21 protein-coding genes are annotated in these 23,049 nt (G+C 59.9%); 20 read left to right on the top strand and 1 reads right to left on the bottom strand.

What is annotated here, in order from left to right:
• Positions 1 to 99 precede the first annotated feature (99 nt).
• The 18 genes from JWR51_RS00135 to JWR51_RS00220 all read left to right on the top strand — a co-directional run bounded on the left by JWR51_RS00135 (position 100) and on the right by JWR51_RS00220 (position 19,116).
• The gene (locus JWR51_RS00135) at positions 100 to 984 is read left to right on the top strand and encodes a hypothetical protein (RefSeq protein WP_299741959.1); all 885 of its coding nucleotides are present in this window, start codon (positions 100 to 102) and stop codon (positions 982 to 984) included.
• 141 nt (positions 985 to 1,125) lie between these two features.
• A complete protein-coding gene (tviB, locus tag JWR51_RS00140; RefSeq protein ID WP_299741961.1) occupies positions 1,126 to 2,403 on the top strand; it encodes a Vi polysaccharide biosynthesis UDP-N-acetylglucosamine C-6 dehydrogenase TviB in 1,278 nt (425 codons plus the stop codon).
• A gap of 31 nt (positions 2,404 to 2,434) precedes the next feature.
• Complete coding sequence (locus JWR51_RS00145; RefSeq protein ID WP_299741964.1) at positions 2,435 to 4,219, top strand: ABC transporter ATP-binding protein; 1,785 nt, start codon at positions 2,435 to 2,437, stop codon at positions 4,217 to 4,219.
• A complete protein-coding gene (pseB, locus tag JWR51_RS00150) occupies positions 4,206 to 5,213 on the top strand; it encodes a UDP-N-acetylglucosamine 4,6-dehydratase (inverting) (protein WP_299741967.1) in 1,008 nt (335 codons plus the stop codon). Before JWR51_RS00145 ends, pseB begins: the two co-directional genes overlap by 14 nt.
• Positions 5,214 to 5,216: 3 nt before the next feature.
• A complete protein-coding gene (pseC, locus tag JWR51_RS00155) occupies positions 5,217 to 6,374 on the top strand; it encodes a UDP-4-amino-4,6-dideoxy-N-acetyl-beta-L-altrosamine transaminase (protein ID WP_299741970.1) in 1,158 nt (385 codons plus the stop codon).
• On the top strand, positions 6,358 to 7,248 hold the full coding sequence (locus tag JWR51_RS00160) for an aldo/keto reductase (protein WP_299741973.1): 891 nt from the start codon (positions 6,358 to 6,360) through the stop codon (positions 7,246 to 7,248). The genes pseC and JWR51_RS00160 overlap by 17 nt, the downstream gene beginning before the upstream one ends.
• Complete coding sequence (locus tag JWR51_RS00165; protein WP_299741975.1) at positions 7,245 to 9,272, top strand: aminotransferase class III-fold pyridoxal phosphate-dependent enzyme; 2,028 nt, start codon at positions 7,245 to 7,247, stop codon at positions 9,270 to 9,272. Before JWR51_RS00160 ends, JWR51_RS00165 begins: the two co-directional genes overlap by 4 nt.
• A gap of 10 nt (positions 9,273 to 9,282) precedes the next feature.
• Entirely contained in the window at positions 9,283 to 9,966 is a 684-nt protein-coding gene (locus tag JWR51_RS00170) for a PIG-L deacetylase family protein (RefSeq protein WP_299741978.1), read from the top strand.
• Positions 9,963 to 11,039 (top strand): UDP-2,4-diacetamido-2,4,6-trideoxy-beta-L-altropyranose hydrolase, encoded by a 1,077-nt coding sequence (gene pseG / locus JWR51_RS00175; RefSeq protein WP_299742553.1) that lies wholly within the window; start codon positions 9,963 to 9,965, stop codon positions 11,037 to 11,039. The genes JWR51_RS00170 and pseG overlap by 4 nt, the downstream gene beginning before the upstream one ends.
• 34 nt (positions 11,040 to 11,073) lie before the next feature.
• Entirely contained in the window at positions 11,074 to 11,754 is a 681-nt protein-coding gene (locus JWR51_RS00180; RefSeq protein WP_299741981.1) for a class I SAM-dependent methyltransferase, read from the top strand.
• Between the two features lies 1 nt (position 11,755).
• On the top strand, positions 11,756 to 12,805 hold the full coding sequence (locus JWR51_RS00185; protein ID WP_299741984.1) for an N-acetylneuraminate synthase family protein: 1,050 nt from the start codon (positions 11,756 to 11,758) through the stop codon (positions 12,803 to 12,805).
• Positions 12,805 to 13,257: an acyltransferase gene (locus JWR51_RS00190; RefSeq protein WP_299742556.1), complete on the top strand. Its 453-nt coding sequence runs from the start codon at positions 12,805 to 12,807 to the stop codon at positions 13,255 to 13,257. The genes JWR51_RS00185 and JWR51_RS00190 overlap by 1 nt, the downstream gene beginning before the upstream one ends.
• Positions 13,254 to 13,934 carry a WbqC family protein gene (locus JWR51_RS00195; RefSeq protein WP_299741987.1) on the top strand — a complete coding sequence of 227 codons (681 nt, stop codon included), beginning with the start codon at positions 13,254 to 13,256 and terminating at the stop codon, positions 13,932 to 13,934. Before JWR51_RS00190 ends, JWR51_RS00195 begins: the two co-directional genes overlap by 4 nt.
• On the top strand, positions 13,931 to 14,602 hold the full coding sequence (locus tag JWR51_RS00200; RefSeq protein WP_299741990.1) for a class I SAM-dependent methyltransferase: 672 nt from the start codon (positions 13,931 to 13,933) through the stop codon (positions 14,600 to 14,602). Before JWR51_RS00195 ends, JWR51_RS00200 begins: the two co-directional genes overlap by 4 nt.
• Positions 14,602 to 15,642, top strand: a complete 1,041-nt coding sequence (locus JWR51_RS00205; protein WP_299741993.1) for a FemAB family protein — start codon at positions 14,602 to 14,604, stop codon at positions 15,640 to 15,642. Before JWR51_RS00200 ends, JWR51_RS00205 begins: the two co-directional genes overlap by 1 nt.
• 36 nt (positions 15,643 to 15,678) lie before the next feature.
• Positions 15,679 to 16,410 carry a class I SAM-dependent methyltransferase gene (locus tag JWR51_RS00210; protein ID WP_299741996.1) on the top strand — a complete coding sequence of 244 codons (732 nt, stop codon included), beginning with the start codon at positions 15,679 to 15,681 and terminating at the stop codon, positions 16,408 to 16,410.
• A gap of 20 nt (positions 16,411 to 16,430) precedes the next feature.
• Positions 16,431 to 17,324, top strand: coding sequence for a hypothetical protein (locus JWR51_RS00215; RefSeq protein ID WP_299741999.1), 894 nt, complete (start codon positions 16,431 to 16,433; stop codon positions 17,322 to 17,324).
• The gene (locus JWR51_RS00220; RefSeq protein WP_299742002.1) at positions 17,317 to 19,116 is read left to right on the top strand and encodes an LIC12162 family protein; all 1,800 of its coding nucleotides are present in this window, start codon (positions 17,317 to 17,319) and stop codon (positions 19,114 to 19,116) included. The genes JWR51_RS00215 and JWR51_RS00220 overlap by 8 nt, the downstream gene beginning before the upstream one ends.
• Here JWR51_RS00220 and JWR51_RS00225 read toward each other — a convergent pair.
• Complete coding sequence (locus tag JWR51_RS00225; RefSeq protein WP_299742004.1) at positions 19,103 to 19,870, bottom strand: sulfotransferase family protein; 768 nt, start codon at positions 19,868 to 19,870, stop codon at positions 19,103 to 19,105. The two genes, JWR51_RS00220 and JWR51_RS00225, sit on opposite strands and share 14 nt — an antisense overlap.
• Positions 19,871 to 20,000: 130 nt before the next feature.
• Between JWR51_RS00225 and JWR51_RS00230 the strand changes: the two genes are divergently transcribed.
• Together JWR51_RS00230 and JWR51_RS00235 are read left to right on the top strand one after the other, a co-directional pair.
• On the top strand, positions 20,001 to 21,008 hold the full coding sequence (locus JWR51_RS00230) for a glycosyltransferase family 2 protein (RefSeq protein WP_299742007.1): 1,008 nt from the start codon (positions 20,001 to 20,003) through the stop codon (positions 21,006 to 21,008).
• 2 nt (positions 21,009 to 21,010) lie between these two features.
• Complete coding sequence (locus tag JWR51_RS00235; protein WP_299742558.1) at positions 21,011 to 23,035, top strand: acyltransferase family protein; 2,025 nt, start codon at positions 21,011 to 21,013, stop codon at positions 23,033 to 23,035.
• The last annotated feature ends 14 nt before the right edge of the window (positions 23,036 to 23,049 follow it).

Consider the following 23,049-nt stretch of genomic DNA (forward strand, 5'->3'; position numbering starts at 1 on the left):
TTCGGCTGAGTTGCTTTGAGCGCGAGTGAGGCGCGGTGGCACATGAAAAGTTATATTTCTGCGGTGCGCGAGTAATTGATACTATGATAGAGAAATTATATGACTGAACAAGAGATTGAGCCGGAGCCGGCAGGTGTCGGCATATTGGATATATTGCTGGCGGCGATCCAGGCGTGGAAGGCGATCCTGGTGTCCGGCCTGCTTTTCGGCGTTGCGGGTTGGGGACTGACCACGGCCCTGTTCAGTGCGTCATACGAGAGTGCGGTCGAGGTGGGGCTGTTGCAAAAGGAGGTCGACGCGGCGCTGGATGGCGCGTCGAATGAGGGTCTGCAGCAACTGCCACTCAAACCTTCGGCCAACGTGTCGATCGCGACAGTGATCGAGGCCACCGAGGGCGAGTTTTTTACAAGGCCGGGCGACAAGTGCTCAACAGTTGCCGGTATCACGACCTGCAATAGCCTGCTCGGCGTTCGTGCCACTACGACCGAGCGGGCAGACGCCTTGCTGAGGCAAGCGCTGGCCCAAGTCGAAATACGCTATCCCAGCGGCGGTGCGGGGTTGCAGGCAGCGCAACGCGAAGTCGATAACTACAAAAAGAAACTGACTTCCCTGCACAACGTAGTCTCTCAACTGCAGTCGGCGTTCGGTACCGACGCTGCATCGCCCGGCGGCCTGGCCGCGACCGACTACGCTGGCGGCATTGTCGCCCTGCAGCAGAACATTGATGAAGTCGAGCGAGCATCTTACGCCGCCGAACAGCGCCTGCTGACGGCCCGGGGCGCCTTGTACAAAACCCCCGGCCCGGCCGTCTTCGCAGGGCCGCGGCCCGAATTGATTGGCATGGCCGCCGCAATCATAGCGATGCTGTTGGTCCTGAACGTGGCGTTGATACGGATTTACGTGCTTCGACAGGAGCCAAATTCAGACACGCGCCTTCGGCTGCGTCAGATTCGTGCCGCGCTCAACTGGTCCAGGCGTAAGTAATCTGGCCGTCGGCGATGGGCGGATGAGATATTATTGTGTTTGGTTGAGAGGGGCGCCGCGGTGGACGTTGGCGGCAAGCTGCAAACCTCGTAGAAGGCACCCAGATTCGTGGACCCGTTCTGAGCCAATCCAAGGAAGAGCATGCTTCGCCTCCAAGACTTACGAGTAGCAGTCATCGGGCTTGGCTACGTTGGTCTGCCTCTCGCCGTCGAATTCGGCAAACGGCGGTCGGTGATCGGCTTCGATATCGATGCCGACCGCGTTGCCGAACTCCGGGGCGGTTCTGACCACACGCGCGAGACCACAGCCGAAGAACTGGCAGCGGCTCACCACCTCACTTTCACCATCGATGCCGAAGACCTCAAGTCGGCCACATGCTACATCGTCACCGTGCCAACGCCGGTCGATGAGTTCAAGCGCCCGGATCTGAGGCCGCTGCTGGCGGCCAGTGCCAGCGTCGGGCGCGCGCTCAAGCCGGGCGACCTGGTAATCTATGAATCGACAGTCTATCCGGGCGCTACAGAAGAAGATTGTGTGCCGGTGCTGGAAGCCAATTCGGGCTTGGTCTTCAATCGCGATTTTTTCGTCGGCTACTCCCCTGAGCGGGTCAATCCGGGCGACAAGCAGCATCGCCTCACAAATATTCTCAAGGTAACGTCCGGCTCGACGGCCGAAGCATGCGACCTGGTGGATGAGCTTTATCGGGAAATCGTGGTCGCCGGCACTCACAAGGCTCCCAGCATCCGGGTCGCGGAGGCCGCCAAGGTGATCGAAAATACGCAACGTGACCTCAATATCGCGTTGATCAACGAGCTGGCGATCATCTTCAGCCATCTGCAGATCGACACCGAAGCCGTACTGCAGGCCGCCGGCACGAAGTGGAACTTCCTGCCGTTTCGTCCTGGCCTGGTCGGTGGACATTGCATCGGGGTCGACCCCTATTACTTGACACACAAGGCCGAAACCGTCGGCTATCATCCCCAGATCATCATGGCGGGGCGCAGGGTCAACGATTCCATGGGCCGCCACGTCGTATCCCAACTTGTCAAAGCCATGATTCGCAAGCGGATCCAGGTCGAGGATGCGCGGGTGCTGGTGCTGGGGCTGACATTCAAGGAGAACTGTACCGATCTGCGCAATACGCGCGTGGTGGACATCGTCAGCGAACTGCAGGACTATAATTGCCGGGTCGATGTCTACGATCCATGGGTCGAGCCTGGACGGGCGAAGGCCGGGCTTGGCATCGAGCTGATTCATGAATTGAAGCCGAACAGCTACGACGCCATTGTGCTGGCCGTCGGGCATCGTCAGTTCCAGGCGATGGGGGCCGCCGCCATTCGCGCTCTGGGCAAGTCCGAGCACATCCTGTACGACCTCAAATATGTGCTGCCCGCAGATGCCTCGGATATAAGACTGTGAAGACCCTCTGCCTGTACGAGGTGCCGCAGCCATGAGTACATTCCGCACCATCATCAGCATGCTGTCGCCGCGGCAACGCTGGTCGGCCCTCGCGCTGTTCGGCTTGATGTTGATCGGCATGGTGCTCGAGACGCTGGGCGTTGGCTCGGTCATTCCGGCTGTCGCCTCGCTGAACGGCAGCGGCGGTTCGGGGCCTCTTCCCGCCTGGTTGCCGATGCATGACAGGCTGGCGGCGTTGACTGCCAACCAGTTGGTGATAGTGGCGCTCAGCGCCCTGGTCGCGCTTTTTGCAGTCAAAGCCGTGTTCATGGGCTTTCTCGCCTGGCGCCAGGCCAATTTCTTGTTCGATGCCCAGGCTGACATCTCCCATCGTCTGTTTTCTGGCTACCTGCGGCAAAGCTATGCGTTTCATTTGCGACGCAATTCGGCGGAACTGATCCGCAATGTAATGAACGAAGCCTCCGCTTTCACCATGGGCGCGCTGCAGTCAACCATGCTGCTTGCGACCGAAGGCATGGTATCGATCGGCCTGATCATGCTGCTGATCGTGCTCGAACCGGTCGGGGCGATTACCGTAATGCTCGTCCTGGGGGCCGCGGGATACCTGTTCTTGGTAGTCACGCGCAGTCGGCTCAAACGCTGGGGCGAGCAGCGCCAGTTCCATGAAGGCCAGCGCATCCAGCATTTGCAGCAGGGGCTGGGCGGGGCCAAGGACGTCAAGCTATTGGGGCGCGAAAGCCATTTTCTCGCACAATATCAGGCGCATAATGATGCTGTGGCGCGCGTCGGCAAGCGTGAAATGACCGTGCAGGCCTTGCCGCGCCTATGGCTGGAACTGTTGGCGGTCATTGGGTTGGCGGGGTTGGTCTTGACGCTGTTGTCGCAAGGTAAGCCACTGAGCGCCATCGTTCCGACCCTGGGTGTATTTGCGGCGGCGGCATATCGGCTGGTGCCCAGTTCGAACAGAATTCTGAACGGCATACAGAGCCTGCGCTACTATTTACCCGTGGTGCAGACGCTTCGCGAGGAAATGCGCCAGATGGAGGAGGGCGCCGATACGCATGGCGGTGAAAAGCGCCAATTGCGCGAAGCCATTCGCTTCCGCAACGTCAGCTATTCCTATCCGGAAGCGTCCGGCAAGGCACTGGACGATATAGATTTCAGTGTCCCCAAAGGGATTTCGCTCGGGATTATCGGGGGCAGCGGCGCTGGTAAGTCAACGCTGATCGACGTGTTGATGGGGTTGTTGCGCTCCGACGAAGGCACGATTGAAGCCGACGGCGAGGATGTACAGAACCATTTGCGCCAGTGGCAGGATCAGTTCGGCTATGTGCCGCAGTCGATTTTCCTGACCGACGATACGCTGCGCCGCAACGTGGCCTTCGGTATCGCCGAAGACAAGATCGACGAAGCGGCAGTGACTCGGGCCGTCGCAGCGGCACAATTGAGCGAGTTTGCCGCCAGTTTGCCCCAGGGACTGGAAACGCCGGTGGGCGAACGTGGCGTCCGGCTTTCGGGCGGTCAGCGCCAACGCATCGGCATTGCCCGCGCACTCTATCACGACCCGGGCATCTTGGTGTTGGATGAGGCGACCAGCGCACTGGACACCCAGACCGAACTAGAGGTAATGCGTGGCGTCAAGTTGCTGCGGGACAAGACCATCATCATCATCGCTCACCGCCACTCGACCGTCGAACATTGCCAACACATCATCCGCATCGATAAGGGTCGTATCGTTACCCAGGGAACTGCCGCCGAAATGCTGGCACTACCCGAACCCGTCCAAGACACTGGAACCGCAAGTGCTGAACAATAAGTCGATACTGATTACCGGAGGCACCGGCTCGTTCGGTCAGGCATTCACGCGGCGAGTGCTGGCGCGTTTCCCGCAGGTCAAGCGCCTGGTGATCTTTTCGCGCGACGAGCTCAAGCAATACGAGATGGCGCAGAAGTTCGACCCCTCGGACCATCCCGCACTGCGCTATTTCATCGGTGACATCCGCGACGAATCCAGGCTGCGCAGAGCGCTCGAAGGTATCGATATCGTGGTACATGCGGCGGCGTTGAAGCAGGTGCCGGCGGCGGAATACAATCCGTTCGAATGCATCAAGACCAATGTGATTGGCTCGCAGAACCTGATCGAGACATGTCTGGATTCCGGTGTGCAACGCGTGGTGGCGCTCTCCACCGACAAGGCCGCGGCGCCCATCAATCTCTATGGTGCGACCAAGCTCTGCTCGGACAAGTTGTTCATTGCCGCCAACAACATGAAGGGCAGCCGCGACATTCGCTTTTCAGCGGTGCGCTATGGCAATGTCATGGGCAGCCGTGGTTCGGTCATTCCATTTTTCCTCGAACGGCGCAGCACTGGCAGCCTGCCGATCACTGATCCGAAGATGACACGGTTCAACATCTCGCTGGACGAAGGCGTGGACATGGTCCTGTGGGCGATCGAGAACGCCCTCGGCGGCGAAATCTTCGTGCCCAAGCTGCCGTCCTACCGTATCCTGGACGTCGCCCAGGCGATCGGCCCCGATTGCGCGCACCCGGTCGTCGGCATTCGTCCGGGCGAGAAAGTGCATGAAGAAATGATCACCACTTCCGATAGTTTCAACACGCTGGACCTGGGCAAGTACTTCGCTATCCTGCCCTCCGATGCGCTGGTCCTGCGCAATACCTATCTCGCGGCCGGCGCGACGCCGGTCCCCGAGGGATTTTCCTATAATTCGGGGGACAATGACGATTTCTTGGGCGTGGATGATATCCGCGTCCTGGTGACGCAGCATGTCGCTCCCGATTTTGCGGCCTAAGCGATGATTCCATATGGCCGCCAGTCGATCAGCGAAGAGGACATCGAAGCGGTTGTCGCCGTCCTGAAGTCGGATTTCCTGACGCAGGGCCCGATGGTGCCCCGGTTCGAGCAAGCGGTCGCCGGCATGGTCGGTGCGCAGCATGGCGTTGCGGTCAACAGCGCCACTTCGGCTTTGCATATTGCCTGCCTGGCGCTCGGCGTCGGGCCGGGGGACTTGGTCTGGACCACGCCCAACACCTTCGTGGCCAGCGCCAATTGCGCCCGCTATTGCGGAGCCAGCGTGGATTTTGTGGATATCGACGCCCATAGCTGGAACATGTCGATCCCGGCGCTGCAGGCCAAGTTGGTGCAGGCCGAGGCCAAAGGCAATTTACCCAAGGTTTTGATCCCGGTACATTTTTCCGGTCAACCTTGCGATATGGCCGCGATCGGAGCGCTGGCAAGGCAATATGGCTTCAAGGTCATAGAGGACGCTTCGCATGCCATCGGCGCGACCTACCGCGACACCAAGATTGGTGATTGCCGCCATAGCGATGTGGTGGTTTTCAGCTTTCACCCAGTCAAGATCATCACCACCGGCGAAGGCGGGATGGCGATGACCAATGACGGGGAACTGGCTTGGCGCATGGCCGCCTTGCGCAGCCACGGCATCACCCGCGAGCCGTCCCGGTTGCAGGCGGAGAACCCCGCCCCATGGTACTATGAGCAGCAAATGCTCGGCTATAATTACCGGATGATTGACATCGAAGCGGCGCTCGGCCTGAGCCAGTTGGAGCGTCTCGACGCCTTCGTCGCGCGTCGCAACGATTTGGCCCAGCGCTATGATCGACTCCTTGCCAATTTCGCCCTGATACTGCCCACCGTTGATCAGGAATGCCGATCCAGCTTTCATCTTTATGTGGTGCGCCTGCCTCGATGCGATCCTGCGCGCCACCGGCAAGTATTCGAAGCGTTGAGGGCTGGCGGTATCGGGGTAAATCTGCATTACATGCCGGTGCATCTGCAGCCCGATTTCCGTCCACTCGGCTTTGCACCCGGCATGTTCTCGGAGGCCGAGGCCTATGGTGAGAGCGCCATAACGCTGCCGCTCTATCCGGCAATGACCGAAGACGATCAGGACCGCGTGGTGGACGCGCTCGACCATGCCCTTCGGCTCTAGCACCGTATCACGGCTGGCGCTGGGAACGGTCCAGTTCGGGCTGCCCTATGGCATAGCCAATCGAACCGGGCAGGTGACCTCGGCAGCAGCATCGCAGATATTGGCGTCGGGCAATGTCGCCGGCATTGATACGCTCGACACCGCCATTGGCTATGGCGAGAGCGAAAGCGTGCTCGGAGGCATTGGCGTCGCGGATTGGCGCATTATCTCGAAATTGCCGCCGATACCAACTGACTGTGCCGATATACAGCAATGGCTGGACGCCGCAGTGGCCGGTTCGCTGAGCCGGCTTGGCGTGCCACGCCTGACCGGCCTGCTTCTGCATGCACCGGCCGACCTGCTTGGTCCACATGGATCTGCTCTCGTGCGGGGGCTGGGCCGGGTCAAGGCGGCGGGGCAATCGGAAAAGCTCGGAGTGTCCATTTATGACCCCACCGAGCTGGACGGGATCCTCACGGTGTTTCAACCCGACATCGTCCAGTGCCCCTACAATGTGTTCGATCGGCGCCTGCTGACGAGCGGCTGGCTTACCCGGCTGCATGGGGCGGGTACCGAAATCCACGTTCGCTCGATTTTCCTGCAGGGATTGTTGCTGATGGATGACGCCGCGGCTCTGCCGAAATTCGCTCCATGGCGGGCCTTGCTTCAACGCTGGCAAGACTGGCTGGCCGAAGAACAAGTATCCGCCGTCGCGGCGGCATTGAACTTTGCCGCGCAACGACCTGAAATCAGCCGCCTCGTCGTCGGCGTCGATGGACCGGCGCAGTTGAACCAGATCATCGAAGCTGCGAAGCTTGCGGTGCCCGCCGTGCCGGAAGACCTGCAAAGCCACGATCTGAAATTGCTCAATCCATCCAATTGGAGTGCCCTGTGAAAACCATAGCCATCGTTCAGGCCCGCATGGCATCGTCGCGTTTGCCTGGTAAGGTGTTGCGCGACCTGGGCGGCAGGCCGATGATCGATTTTCTGCTCGCCCGGCTTGCAGCAGCCCGCCAGCTTGATGCCATCGTGCTGGCGACCTCGACCGATCCCCGTGATGATGAGCTGGCCGCGCATGTCGCGGGCCTGGGCCATCATGTGGCGCGTGGCAGTCAGGATGATGTATTGGACCGCTATTATCAGGCCGCACGGAACCAGCAGGCAGATATCGTCGTGCGCGTAACTGGCGACTGCCCCCTGATGGATTCTGCTGTGGTAGACCGGGCTGTTGCCGCCTTCAAGGCCGGCGATGTTGACTATGCCAGCAACGTGGCGCCGCCTACCTTTCCGGACGGAATCGACATCGAGGTATTCAGCTTTGGGGCGCTGGAACGCGCTTGGAACGAGACACGCGACACCCATGACCGAGAGCATGTGACGCCATATATCCGTGGGTCCGGTAAATTTCGAACGCTGAATGTCGCTCATGACAGCGACGAGTCGGCGCAGCGCTGGACCGTGGACGAGTTCGAGGATCTAGAGGTTGTTCGTGCCGTTGTCGCTCACTTTGCCCCGCGCACGGATTTCGGTTGGGAAGACGTGCTGGCCCTGTCGCGCCAGCAACCCGAATTATTCGCGGCTAATCGGCATTTGATCCGCAACGAGGGATCGGCGATGGGTAGCGGGCAGAAGCTGTGGAAGCGGGCCAAGCGCGCCATCCCGGGTGGCAATATGTTGTTGTCCAAGCGCGCCGAGATGTTTTTGCCCGACCAGTGGCCCGCTTATTTTTCGAAGACCAAGGGGTGCCGGGTCTGGGATATGGACGGCCGCGAACTGATCGACATGTCGATCATGGGTGTGGGCACCAATACTCTGGGCTACGGTCATCCAGAGGTGGATGCCGCGGTCATGGACGTGATTGCCAAAGGCAATATGTCAACGCTCAATGCACCCGAGGAAGTCTATCTCGCGGAGCGCCTGATTGAGTTGCACCCGTGGGCCGACATGGTGCGCTTTGCGCGGTCGGGCGGCGAAGCCAACGCAATCGCCATTAGAATCGCCCGGGCCGCCAGCGGACGAGACAAGGTGGCGATCTGCGGCTATCACGGCTGGCACGACTGGTATCTAGCAGCCAATCTGGGCGATGACGAAACGCTCGCGGGCCACTTGTTGCCGGGCCTGGCCCCCAATGGCGTGCCACAGCACTTGCGTGGTTCGGTGCTGCCTTTCAACTACAACAGATTTGACGAACTGCTGGCCCTGGTTGACGCGCACGATATTGGCGTCATCAAAATGGAAGTGTCGCGCAACCGCGGGCCGGAAAACGGCTTTCTCGATAAAATCCGCAAGCTTGCGACCGAACGCAACATTGTCCTGATCTTTGACGAGTGCACTTCCGGTTTTCGCCAGACCTTTGGCGGGCTGCACAAGCTTTATGGTGTTGAACCGGACATGGCGATCTTCGGTAAGACGCTCGGCAATGGCTACGCGATCACTGCCACCATCGGGCGTCGCGAAGTCATGCAGGCGGCGCAGTCGACGTTCATATCAAGCACGTTCTGGACCGAACGCATTGGCTCAGCCGCGGGCCTGGCGACGCTTGAAGTGATGGCTCGAACACGCTCGTGGGAGACGATTACTGCAATTGGCTCTGACATTCGTGGCCGTTGGCAGAGCCTGGCCGACAAGCACGGCCTGAAGATCAATCACTGGGGGTTGCCAGCGCTGTGCGGCTTCACCTTCGTGTCCGATCGCGCCAACGAGTATAAGACTCTGATTACCCAGGAGATGCTGGCCAAGGGCTATCTCGCGGGCGACGCGGTCTATGCCTGTATCGACCATACGCCTGACGTGATCGAAGGCTTTTTCGATGCGCTCGATCCGATATTTGCAACCATTGCCAGTTGCGAGGATGGTCGCGACGTGACGACGCTGCTGCATGGGCCGGTGGCCCATGAGCGGTTCAAACGGCTGAATTGAGGGTAGAGCGATGACCTATCGATCGGCCCTAGTGGTCGCCGCCCATCCCGATGACGAAGTGCTGGGCTGTGGCGGGCTGATGGCCAAGCTGGCAGATGCAGGCACGACAGTGCAGGTGGCCTTCCTGGCTGACGGCGTCGGCGCCCGCGAGGTGGGGCAGCCCGATCGCGATCAGTTGGTCGAGCGTCGCGCTGCCGCCAATGCGGCGTGCCGGATTCTGGGCGCCCAGGCGCCGAGCTTCGGCGACTTCCCGGACAATCGGATGGACAGCGTGGCCCTGCTCGACATCGTCAAGGCCGTCGAAGCGCTGATTGATCAGCACCGGCCTGATCTTTTGCTGACCCATCATGCCGGGGACGTCAATATCGACCACCGCCGGCTGCATGAAGCGGTGCAGTCGGCCTGCCGACCGCAGACCGGGCACCCGGTCAGGACCCTCCTGTTTTTTGAGGTTGCTTCCAGCACGGAATGGCATACGCCCGGTTCGTCGCCGGTTTTTGCGCCAAACTGGTTCGAGGATATCTCGCGGCAACTGGACCGCAAGCTCGAAGCGCTGGCGGCCTATGAGCGCGAATTGCGGGCCTGGCCACATCCACGTTCGCTCAAGGGTGTCACCAGCTTGGCCCATTGGCGAGGCGCGACAGTGGGTTCGGAGGCAGCCGAGGCGTTTATTCTCGGGCGGCGCCTGGCGTGAGGGTCGCAATTCGGGTCGACGGATCCTCGGCCATGGGCAGCGGGCATTTGATGCGCTGCCTGACCCTGGCCAATGGGATGCGCCAAGGGGGTGATCTGGTAACCTTCATCAGTCGCGCGCACGATGGCAACATGATCGATTTCCTGCGCGAGCAGGGGCACGTGGTCATCGCCCTGCCCGGGCCGCCCCCCGGGAGACTGGAGGGTTACGCGGCCTGGCTGGGCGTTTCGCCTTCACAGGACGCCGACGAGACCATCGCGGCATTGTCCGGTCCGGTCGATGTCCTGGTCGTGGACCACTACGGGATCGACGCGATTTGGGAGCAAGCGCTCAGCGCCCACGCCAAGGCAGTCATGGTGATCGACGATTTGGCCGAACGCCGGCATGATTGTGACTTGCTGCTAGACCAGAACTTGGTGGCCGATCTTGAGAATCGCTACCATGGTCTGTTGCCGCCGCGGGCGCATACCCTGCTGGGACCGGCCTATGGGCTGGTGCGGCCTGAATTTGCCGGCCTCAGATCGGCAAGCTTGGCTCGACGGCAGTCATTCGGCTTGGCCAGCCTTCTGATTTTCATGGGCGGTGGCGATCCGGACGACGATACAAGCAAGGCGCTCGAGGGGGCTTTGCTGTCCGGCATCCGCTGGGAACAAATCGACGTGGTGGTGGGTCTGAGTTATGCCGGTCGCGACGCATTGGCGCAACGCATCGCGGGGAACCCTGAAGTTGCCCTGCATGTTCAAACCCCGCACATGGCGCGCCTGATGGCTGATGCTGATCTGGCCATCACCACCGGCGGCAGCATCAGCTGGGAAAAATGCGTCCTGGGACTGCCTAGCCTGGTTGCGGTGCAGGCCGACAATCAGACCGCGATTGCAGCCGCGTTGGGCGAAGCGGGCGCGCAGATCAACCTGGGGCGGTCCAGCGCGCTGATGCCCGGCGATTATGCCACGGGGCTTCGAAGCCTATGGCCCGGCAAGCTGCGCGCCACGTCACAGGCAGCGTCAGCAATCTGCCACGGCGACGGCGTGAAACGCGTCCTTGCGGCAATTTACGAAATCCTTCAGTCATAGCCGCACCGTCGCGGGCCAAGGCAACAGAAGTATCATGAACACGCAGAATATTGATCCGGTGTGGGAGGAAAAGTATGCGGCAGGTCACGCCGAGCGCTATCCTTGGGACGTGATCGTCAGCTTCATCTATCGCAATGCGCCCCGCGACCGCCCACGCAGCCAGGTTCGCGTACTCGAAGTCGGTTGCGGGACCGGAAGCAATTTGTGGTTTGCTGCCCGGGAAGGATTTTCGGTTGCCGGCATCGATGGTGCGGCCAGTGCCATCGAATATGCCCGCCAACGCTTTGCCGCGGAGGGGCTGGGCGGCGATCTGCAAGTGGCAGACTTCACTGCGCTACCATTTGATGATGCCAGTTTCGACCTGGTCATCGATCGCGCTGCGTTGACCTGCGTCGGGCGATCGGTGCTGGAGGCCTCAGTCGCTGAAATCGCGCGGGTGCTGCGGCCAGGCGGGAAGTTCTTCTTCAATCCCTACAGCGACCGGCACTCCAGCAGCGCAGCCGGAACCGCGGGTGCGGATGGAACGCGCATTGATATCGATGGCGGGACGCTGCAGGGCGTGGGGCAAATTTATTTCTGTTCCAAACGCGATGTGGAGCAGGTGCTCAGCGGCACCTGGGCTATTCGCTCCCTCGAACATAAGGAGTTGATCCAGATGGTCGAACCCGGTTACTCCGTGCATGCCGAGTGGTGGGTAATCGTCGAGAAGGTCTAAGATGAATTTTCGTATCGGTGAGCGCCTGATCGGGCCGGACCAGCCGCCCTTCGTTGTGCTGGAGGCGGGCATCAACCACAATGGCGAGCTCGACAAGGCGCGTGAAATGATCCGTGTCGCCAAGGCGGCCGGCGCGGACGCTATCAAGTTCCAGACCTTCAAGGCAGATGAGTTCGTTGGGGATCCCAACCAGATGTTCACCTACCGCTCGCAGGGCAAGGAGGTGGCCGAGTCCATGCTGGAAATGTTCCGGCGCTACGAATTCAGTCGTGACGAATGGTTCGCGGTGAAGGCCACGTGCGATGCCGAGGGCATGCTGTTCCTGTCGACCCCGCAGAACGTATCTGATCTGGAGCTGTTGCTGGAAATTGGCGTGCCGATGGTCAAGGTCGGCTCGGACGACTTTACCAATCTGCCATTGCTGCGCCGCTATGCGATGGCCAAGCTGCCGATGATGATCTCCTGCGGCATGGCCGATATGGGCGAAGTCTATGACGCGCTGGAAGCAACCGGGGCGCTGCATGGCAACCCGGTCCTGTTGATGCTATGCACTTCGCAATATCCAACGCCCCCCAAGGACGTGAACCTGACGAAGCTGACTACGCTGGCCGGTGCTTTTCCGGGATTGCCGCTGGGTTTTTCCGATCATAGCCAAGGCTATTGGGCGGCGAGTGTGGCGGTGGGGCTGGGCGCCGTGGCCTTCGAGAAACACTTTACTCTTGATCGCGACTTGCCGGGTCCCGACCACTGGTTTTCTGAGGATCCCCGAAGCGCTGCCGCATGGGTCGACGCCATCCGAACCGCCAAGACCATGCTGGGATCGCCGTTCCTCGCGCCGACTGCTGAAGAGCGCGCGATGCGGGTTTTGGCGCGCCGCAGCGTGACAGCCCTGCGCGATATCGCGGAGGGCGAGCCGCTGTCGGCCGACAATGTGGGATTGCGGCGGCCAGGGAACGGTCTGGCGCCGAAATTCATCGACCTGGCTTTGGGCCACAAGTCGCGTCATGCGCTCAAGAAGGGTGAGCAATTGACGCTGGGGAGCATAGATTGATGGAGCAAGATGAGTTTGCCGGCCAGTTCACGGAGCTGACCAGCTTCAGGGCCAACAGGTTTCACCCGTTGGTGTGGATCACCGGTGAGCCGGAATTTGGCGAAGACGTATTTATCGGCGCGATGTCGGAGGTCAATGCCAAGGGCGCCAAGGTCACGATTGGCGCCAATTGCGATATCGCTTCGTTCGTCGCCATCAATTGTGCCGATTCGCATCGCCGTTGCATTGGGCTGAGCGAGGAGATCGAGCGCCGCGACATCACACTGGAAGAGAATGTGTTTGTTGGCTCCCATAGCGTAATTAAAGGTGGTGCCCATATCGGTCATCACTCGGTCATCGGGGCAGGCACGATCGTGGATGCGGGCTATGTGCCCCCCTATTCGCTAGTCGTGGGCAATCCGATGAAAGTCAAGCCGGGCTACTACCTGGCCCAGGCAGGAACCTCGTCTTGATCGTAGCCATCCACCAGCCGGCCTATCTGCCGTGGCTTGGTTATCTGGCACGCATCGCCGAGGCGGATGTGTTTGTCTTTCTTGACACTGTGCAGTTCGAAAAAAACAGCTTTACCAACCGCAATCGGATCAAATCGGCCAACGGTCCGGTTTGGCTGACCGTCCCGGTGCGGCAGAAGGGGCATATCGGCAAGCCGCTGAGCGCCCTGGAAATCGACGACGCCACCGACTGGCGGACCAAGCATCTGCGCTCCATTGAGCAGAATTACCGCAAGGCACCGCGATTCTCCCGGTGCGAGCCAGATCTCGCGACATTGCTGCAACCGGGCGAAGCCCTGCTTACCGAACTCTGCTACCGGCAGCTCAAATTCTGGGCTGGCGTTCTCGATATCGGCACCAGGATCGTGCGGGCCTCCGAATTGCCTGTTGGCGGGCTGAAGTCCGATCTGGTGCTCAATATCTGCCGACATCTTCGAGCCGATCGCTATCTGTCGGGCCCGCTGGGACGTGACTATCTGGCGGAAGACACTTTCGCCGCCGCCGGTATCGAAATAGACTATCACTCCTATATCCACCCGGTTTATTCTCAACTCTATGGGCCTTTTGTTCCTGCGATGTCGGTAGTCGACTACTGGATGAATACAGCCGACACCAAACTGTTCAGAGGTCACCAATGAGTTTTTCGGCCGAATGGGATGAACTGTATCGCGCCGGTACCCATCTGAGCGTCTGGCCGTGGAGCGATCTGGTCTCCTATGTTTACCGCTATGCGCGGGCCGGCCGAGGCTACGATCGTGTGCTGGAACTGGGCTGCGGGGCGGGGGCCAATATCCCGTTGTTCCTCAAGCTCGGTGCCGATTATAGCGCCTTGGAGGGCAGCCCGACGATCGTTCAAAGCGTGCTGGAAACCTATCCCATGCTGCAGGGCAAAATCATTGCCACCGATTTCACGCGCGATATCCCCTTCACCGGGCCATTCGATCTGGTGTTCGACAGAGCTTCGCTGATCCACAACCCGACCACGGCAATTGCGAATGCGCTGAATCTGGTGTTTGACCGGTTGCGCCCGGGCGGGAAGTTCATCGGTGTCGACTGGTTCTCCGACCAGCATTCCTCGGTCCGTCTTGGGCGCGAAGTCGATGCGCATACACGGGCCGATTTACCACCAGGAGGTGCATTTGCCGGTACCGGCAACGTACATTTCTGCGACAAAGCTCATTTGATCGGCCTGCTTGAAGGCGCGGGCTTCCGCGTCGAACGATTGGAACACAAGCGTTACGACCCAGCTATTCCGGAGGGAGAGGAAACGATCGCTGTATGGAATTTCGTGGCGGCTAAACCATAGTGATCGCGAATGGCGACATCGCCGAGTTACTGACGAGCGCTGGCCTGCAGGCCCGGTCGCGGGAGGATGACCTCGACGGGTGGGATGGCTTCCTGAAGCGGCAAGTCTATGCGCCAATACTCTATAGCGCCGGTCAGATAGCCTATCAGCTTGCCTATCTCGGCGGCTCGACAGAGGATTGTCGCGACCTATCGCTGGTCTTGCTACAAGATCAAAGGCCGGCCGGGATCTGGCCGCTGACGCTGACCCGGACCGGGGAGCAGATCGCGTTGACCACGCAGGGTCTGCCGGTGCAGCCACCATTGCTGGCGCCGCACCTGTCGGATAGGACCGGCAAGGTGTTGATGAAGAATTGCGTGACATTTGCCGACCTGCTGGCCGCTCGCCTCGATATTCCGGCTTGGCTCGCCGCCGGCCCCTTCCAGGGCAGCATCGCTCCTGGCCTTGGCGTCTGGCACCAGCAGATGATGGCCCGGGGCGCTCATGTCGCACTGCGCCATGAACTCTATGTCGATCTCGCGCAGGATATTGAGACGATCCGGCTGCAGTTCCGCAAGAGCTACAAGCCGTTGATCACGATGGCGGCGCGGACCTGGGATGTGCAGGTAATGCAGAACGCCGATCCTGCGATTTGGGCGGCGTTTCGGGACCTGCATCTCAAGGCCGCGGGCCGGCAGACCCGCTCGGATCTGACCTGGGATTTGCAGCTGTCGAGTATTCGCAACGGCGAGGCATTCCTCGTCTGCCTGCGCGACGGCGAAGGCACGATGGTGGGCGCGGGATATTTCGACCACACCGCGACGGAGGGCGTCTATGCGTCGGCTGCCTATGATCGCAGCCTGTTCGACAAGCCGGTCGGCCATTTGGTGCAATATCGGGCGATCGAGGTGATGAAAGCCATGGGATTGCGTTGGTATCGCATTGGCGAGCGCCCCTTTCCCGGCGATAGTCCGACGCTCAAGGAACTCTCGATCGCCGAGTTCAAGCAGGGTTTCGCAACCCATCTGTTTCCGCTATTCGAGTATCGATTAACCATCTGACGGCCTGGCCGGCATAGGCGCAAAGCGAAGACAGCGATGACAGCAAGCGATACCGGGCTGCTTGATTTCTACGAAGGAACCTATCTCGCACAGGGGTTCGGCGCGCAACGCCGCTACCCCAATGAAGAGCTTTGCCGCTTTATGGGGCGGCGGTTTTTTTCTGTGCCCTCCGCCCAGCGCAAGACAATCCGCGTGCTCGATGCGGGTTGCGGCAGCGGGGCTAACCTCTGGATGATCGCGCGCGAGGGCTTTGACGCCGTTGGCATCGATCTGAGCCCGGCAGCGATCGAACTCAGCCGCGAGATGCTGGCCAGCTATGGCACGAAAGCGGAACTCCGCGCCGGCGATATGACCAGCCTGCCATTTGCCGATGGCTCGTTCGATGCGGTTGTCGATGTATTCTCAAGCAATTGCCTGGACATGGCCGCGGGCCGCAGATTTCTCGGCGACATGACCCGGGTGCTGAAGCCGGGCGGGCGGTTCTTCTCGTATTTTCCATCCAAGCGGTCCGACACCTGGACAGACGCCACCGCCGTGGACGGGGATCCCGAAGCGCTGATCGATGCGTCGACGCTCAATGGTGTTCGGCGAAAGAGCAGTCCCTATTTCGGCAATGACTATGCGTTTCGCTTCCTGCATCCGCGCGAATATACGCGACTTCTCCAAGGGTTTGGCTTCAAGGTGGTCTATTGCGAAACCCTGCGGCGCACGTATGAAGAAGGCCGTGAGGAATTCGAGTTTGTCGTGATCGAAGGGATCAAGTCATAGCAGGCTCGTACCGCGCGACCATGGCCGAGGGGCCGGACGCGGTGCTGGGGACCAGCCCGCTGATGATCATACTAGCCGATCATCTGGCCCGATCCCGACCGGTCACTATTTTCGAGGAGCGTCCTGTTGTGGGCGGCGCCTGGTCGCAGCTTGCTGTCGGCAACCGCCGGATCAGCAGCAAGACGAATATTCTGGTTCCTCTCGGACTCGACGAGGAGCCTGTGATGGCGCGAATCAATGCGCTGCTGCTCGATCGTTTTGGGATCGAGGCGATCCCAAGCCCCGATCAGATTCGCATGCTCTCCAGCTACTCGCCGCAGAACCGGTTCCACTATGATCTGCAGCCGTTGTTCGCAAGCCTTGTCGATATGGACCGGCTTGTCACCATGCATGTCAGCCATGTGATCGCCGATATGGGCAGCGTTGAGGTCGGTGGCCATCGATTTGCACGGATGTATCTGCCCTATTTTGCCGGAGTCGAGGGCATTGCGGTCGATGGAAAACTACTGCCGACGCCGTTTTCGGAGGTCGTCAGCGAGCATTTGCTCCTGATCTTGGATGGCGAGATCGCGGACGGCGCGCTCTATTGCGAGGATTTCAACGAGGTCTTCGATCGCGTGCAGATCAAAAACCGGCCGGGCGAGATCATCTTCACCGGCCGGGTCGCGCGGGCGCATAAGGGGCGGGCATTAGAATGGCTGACTGCGCAGGCAGTTGGGCTCTTCCCCGGCGCCAGCGTGCTGCATGCGACGATCGACAAATATCGCAACTTCCATCGCAATGAGGAGCAATTGGCTACACTGCAAGCGGCGGTCGACGCGGCGCCTCAACTGTATCTGGTCAATACCGGCCAGTTCGTGGCAGGGTTCAAATCCCTATTGCCGCTGTTGCAGGATGAGGTAGTGCATGGCTGAAACGCCCCGCTTTCTGATCACCACAGCGGACCAGCGCACCTGGGCTTTCGACCGCCCGGCGGTCTTTCTGGGTCAGTGGTGCCGCTGGTACGAATGCCGCGATGTCTGGGGCGCAATGGACGCGATCGTTGCCAGGCCTTACAGCATATCCAGCGCGCAGCTTCATCGAGACCTGGACCACGTGCGGGCTTTTGAAGCTATCCTTTGGCCGCGCCTCGTATCCATCCTCAATGACTTTCACAAAACCCGTCATAAGGAGCGTTACTGGCGAATTCTTCTCGGCAACTGGCTAACGATGGTCGTCCGGGTTCTGCACAATCGCGTCGGCACGCTTGAACAATGCCTTGCCGAGCATCGTATCGATGGCACCGCCACGCTTGTGTCGTCTGGATACCACCTGGCGACCCTCACCAGCGATGCATTTGTTTGGGCCTGTAATGATCCGGCCTGGAACAATATTCTCTCGGGGCGGCTCTTGGATCGCCGATCTGGCGGAGGCCCGGACCAGGAAAAAATCCATGTCGAAGCCGAGCCCGGCTTTCGCCGTCCTTCTGCCCCGGCCGTCAGGACCGATCCCGTCGTTCGTCTGATGCAAAGCCTTCGCAAGATCGGCGTCCGTGCGACCGATGTGATGATCGACAATACATATCTTCCGCGCGAACATGTGGTGAAGCTGCATCTGGCGCTTGGTCAAATGCCGCAGGTCTGGCGCCGCGAGCCGGTCGGGATAGTTACGCAGCCGAGCCCGGCAATCCGCCAGATCTTATCCGACCGCTTGGAAACACAAGCCGATGGCGCCGTGGAGCGCGAGATATCTGCGCTTGTCTTCGAGTTGATGCCGGTTTGCTACCTGGAAGGATACCCGGAGCTTCTGACGCACGCCGCGAGCGCCGGATTTCCGAAGCGTCCCAAAGCCATTTTCACTAGCAACAATTTCGATTCCGACGAGGTTTTCAAAATCTGGGCGGCGGAGCAGACCGAGCGTGGAGCGACCTATATCATCGGTCAGCATGGTAACGTCTATGGCACGCATCACCAGTACGCTCCCTCGGCGGAAGAGGAATTCGCCGATCGTTTCGTCTCGTGGGGTTGGGCGAACAGACCGAATGTCGTACCCGCGTTCAACCTGAAGCATCCGGTTGCTGCGCCTGCGGTCTACGATCCACTTGGCAGGGTATTGCTGGTGGAACTGAGCCCGGCGCACCAAACATATATCGACGACAAGGTCGCACGATTTGAGGAGTACTTCTCGGACCAAGTGAACTTCGTGCAGGGACTGGGCGATAAGGTCAGGTCGCAGGTCACGGTGCGCCTTTCAGGCGGCAGTCGAACCCATCATGAAGGTGAACATGCTCGCTGGCCCAAAGCGGTTCCAGGCATCACCGTCGACACCTTTGACAAGACAATGCGCGAACTCGTGGCGAGCAGTCGTCTCGTTGTCCATAGTTACGATTCCACCGGTCTGCTCGAAACGCTGACGCAGAATGTGCCTACCATGGCTTTCTGGCAGGAAGGGCTGGACCACCTGCTCGAATCCGTGACGCCTGACTACCAGGTGCTGATTGATGCCGGAATTGTCCATCTCAGCCCTCAAAGTGCAGCGCAGGCTGTCAATGAAAGGTTCGACACGATCGAGCAGTGGTGGGGGAGCGAAAAGGTTCAGGCAGCCCGACGGCACTTCATCAGCAAATACTCTCGCCAGGTCGACGATCCTGCCAAGGTGCTCCGATTCATCATTCTGAACGCGATATCTGAGGTCGGCCAGTCTGACAGGGCAACTACCGCATCCTAATCAGCGACAGCACCGATCTTGCCACAGTCCCATAGAACGGAAGCGTCCCCACGCGGTGGACTAGCTTAGCGATCCATGAAGCTGTCCGACTCTCGTTCGACACCGGAAAGGGCGTGGTGGGCAAGGGCTTGCCAAGGAACAGGCAAAGCTGCTCGTAATTTGGCGGGGCACTGCTGAGATCGAAGTGCAACAGATCCTGCGGGCGGTCCTTGAAGTATTCAGTGACCTCAGCATTATGGGCACGATATGCCTTCAGCATGAGATCGGGGTCGTATGTCATCGTTCCATACGTCTGGTATTTGAGTTCGTCGTCGAGCACGCCGTGCTTCCACAGCACGCTGCCTTCCTCATACATCCATTTCATGCTTTTGAGCCAGCGTGCTTCGTCCCGCACAGTATGGATGAACTTGGAGCCTGGAAATTTTCTGTCGAGTTCACGGTAAAATAGCGGGATAGGCACGTCACCCATTGCATCGTACTTGTCGAAAATGTCCGGATCCACGCGTGCGCGGATGATATTGACCACATTCTGCCGCTCCCATCGCCAGCTCGCTCCCAAGGGCGCCATGGGCTCGTAGTGCAGCTCAGGCGAAATCAGTTCCGGCTGGACGAAGAGTTCCATCGAGAAATGCAAAGTGCGATAACCCAGCACTTCCAGCGCTTGGCAGATCGAGGTTGTACCGGTGCGGGACAATCCAATGCAGTAGACCTTTGCACCTGTTGATGCGGGCTCTTCGGAAGCCGGGGTGCTCATGAACGGTCGCTTTCTTGGGGCAATATTTAGAGCACAATACCGATTAGACCGGAAGCGGCGCAAGACCGGCGCTGCCGAAATGACCCACCTGCAGTTGCACCCTTTCCAATTCCCGACTAGGGGTGGCCACATGCGGCTCACGATATGCATTCCGACCTACAATCGCGCCGGCCATCTGGCCGATTGCCTGGCATCTATTGCCAAAAATCGGCGCGAGAGCGGCATCGACTTCGAGGTCTGCGTCTCGGATAATGGTTCATCCGACGATACCGAGGCAGTGGTGCGGGCGGCGCAGCGGGACATGCCGATCTCCTATCATCGCAACACTGAAAACCTGGGCATTCCGCGGAATTTTCTCAAGGTCGTGAGCATGGCGACCGGCGAGTTCGCCTGGCTCCTGGGCGATGACGATCTTTTGATGCCCGGCGCGGTCGAAACGCTGGATCGACTGATTGATGAGCATCAAGGCGTAGACCTGTTCTTCGTCAATGCCAATCATTTGCGCACGGACTACGTGGCGCGATTTCCCCGGCCATTCGATACTGCCAACCTGCCAGCCGGGATGACGCCGTTCTCCAGTTGGACCCGAGACGGCGAATTGCCGTATCTCGATCTGGTCGATCCGCGCATTTCCTTCGATTTCATGGGCGGCATGTTTCTGTCGGTGTTCAGGCGCCAGATGTGGGCCGACCATGCTGGCGTGCTGGATGCGGCGGCGATTGTGGACAAGCGTACATTTTCGCATTTCGACAATACGTTTCCGCACCTGGCGATCTTCAGCCGCGCCTTCGCCCGCTCGAGGGCATTTTTCCATAGCCGCCCCCTCAGTGTCTGCCTCACGGGCGCACGCGAATGGGCGCCAATGTACCCACTCGTGCACTCGGTGCGGCTGGTCGAGGCGCTGGAACGCTATCGCGCCAACGGCCTACCGCTCTGGCGCTATCTGTGGTGCCGCAATTTCGCACTCAACAATTTCGTGTCCGAGGTGGCGTTCATGGCGCTCAATCGTTCGGTTTCTGGCTATTCCTACATCAATCCACGGCGCCTGTTTGTCAGCAACGCGCTCTATCCCAATACTTATTTGTCGTTGGTCTATTTTGTCTGGCGCCGCCTCAAGCGCCTCCTGGCCCGCCAATAGCTATGAGCGTCGCTCGCCGCGGCCTGCAATATCGCCCGGAAATCGACGGTCTTCGCGCCCTGGCCATTATCCCAGTGATGCTGTTTCATGCCGGCCTACCCGGTTTTGCCGGTGGCTTTGTTGGGGTCGACGTCTTTTTCGTCATCTCGGGCTATCTGATCAGCTCGCTGCTGATGGCAGAGCACGATGTCGGGGTATTTAGCCTCGCGACCTTCTATGAGCGACGCGCCCGCCGCATCCTGCCGGCACTGTTCTTCATGGTAATCTGCCTGCTGCCGTTCGCCTGGCTGTGGATGGTGCCGTCCGAGCTCAAGGAGTTCGGTGACAACCTGATGGCGTTGCCGCTGTTCGTGTCCAACTTCCTGTTGTCGGGCCAGGCGGGATATTTCGCCACCGAGGCAGAGGTCAAACCGCTGCTCCATATCTGGAGCCTGGCGGTCGAGGAGCAGTTCTACATCATCTATCCACTAATGCTGATGTTGCTTTGGAGGAGCGGCCGACGAGCCATTATCACCGGCTGCATGGTGCTGGCCGTCTTGAGCTTTGTTGCCGCCGAGAGGGGGGTGTGGTCGTCCTACCTGCTGCCGGCCGGGCGCATCTGGGAATTGCTGGCAGGCGTGTTCTGCGCGCTATGGTTACGCGGGCGGGCGGACAAAACCGACCCCGGCGTGCACTGGCCGGGCCTAGTCGGCATCGCCATGATCGCCGCCTCGATCGCATTCTATGGCAAATCGACGCCGTTCCCCAGCTACTACACATTGCTGCCGGTGCTTGGCACCGCCTTGGTCATTGTGAATGCCGGGGCCGGCAATGCGGTGGGGCGCCTGCTGGCGCACCCGATCCTGGTTGGTGTAGGCCTGATTTCCTATAGCGCCTATCTGTGGCACCAGCCACTGTTTGCCTTTGCGCGCATTAGATTGATCGATGCACCTTCCAATATTCTGCTGGTTGCACTAGTGGGGATCTCCCTTGGCCTGGGCTGGCTGAGCTGGCGCTTTATCGAGCGGCCTTTTCGCGGCCGAGCCCGGTTCACGCAACAGCAGATTTTCGTAATGGCGGCTGTCGCCGGATTAGCAATTGCCGCAGTGGGCCTGACCGTCCACCTCGCCGATGGCTTTCCCGCTCGCGTCAAGCCGGGCTACGAGGCCGCAACGCAACCAACCAGATCCGATCCGCAGTCATGCGCCTGGATCAGTCCGCTGGCCGGCGCGGCCTTGATTCAACTATGCCCGATGGGCGCGAGCGGCGGCTCGCCGCTTTTGTTATTCGGCGATTCGCATGCCGACGCGCTTTATGCCGGTTTTGATCAACGTCTCAAGGAACGGAACAGGTCCGGCTATCTGGTGAAAAACCCGTATTGTCCGCCGGTCAAAGGCCTTTACGACTGGGCCAATATGAGCTCGGCCTTCGTACAGGGATGCGAGGATACCAATCGGGAATTGTTCGCCTATCTGGCCGGCCTCAAGCCCTCGACAATTGTTCTGGCTGACCGCTGGACCTACCGCGCTTTTCCCATTGCCGGGCTGATCGATCGGCAGACCTATGATAATGGTGAGGGCGGGGTCGAGCCTGAATATTATACGGAATCGTTTGCGGTCACCCCTTCGGGCGTGCGGTCGCAGGCGGTCGGGGATAAGGCGGCCGCGCTGACGGCGGGCATTGAGCAGTATTTTGCCTTCGGTGTTCCGGTCGTCTTGGTCTATCCCGTACCGGAAACTGGCTGGAACATTCCCAAGCGCAATGCCAAGAAATTGCTGTTCAGCGGCTCGGTAGAGACGCTGATTTCCACCAGCCAAGCTCGTTTCAAGCTCCGCAACCGGTTCATCGACGACACGCTGGATGCCATTCAGTCCCCGCAGCTGCTTCGGGTAAAGCCCGAGCAATTGTTGTGCGGCAGTTTCATCCCCGGCCGGTGTGCCGCCCAACTTGACGGGATACCGCTCTACTACGATGACGATCACCTGAGCCTGGACGGCGCTGCGCTGGTCGTCGATGAAATCTTCAGGGTATTAGCCGCGAAGCAATAGCGCGCGGCGGCTTG

This window comes from Devosia sp. (assembly GCF_028290625.1).
In the GTDB taxonomy this organism is placed as follows: Bacteria; Pseudomonadota; Alphaproteobacteria; order Rhizobiales; family Devosiaceae; genus Devosia.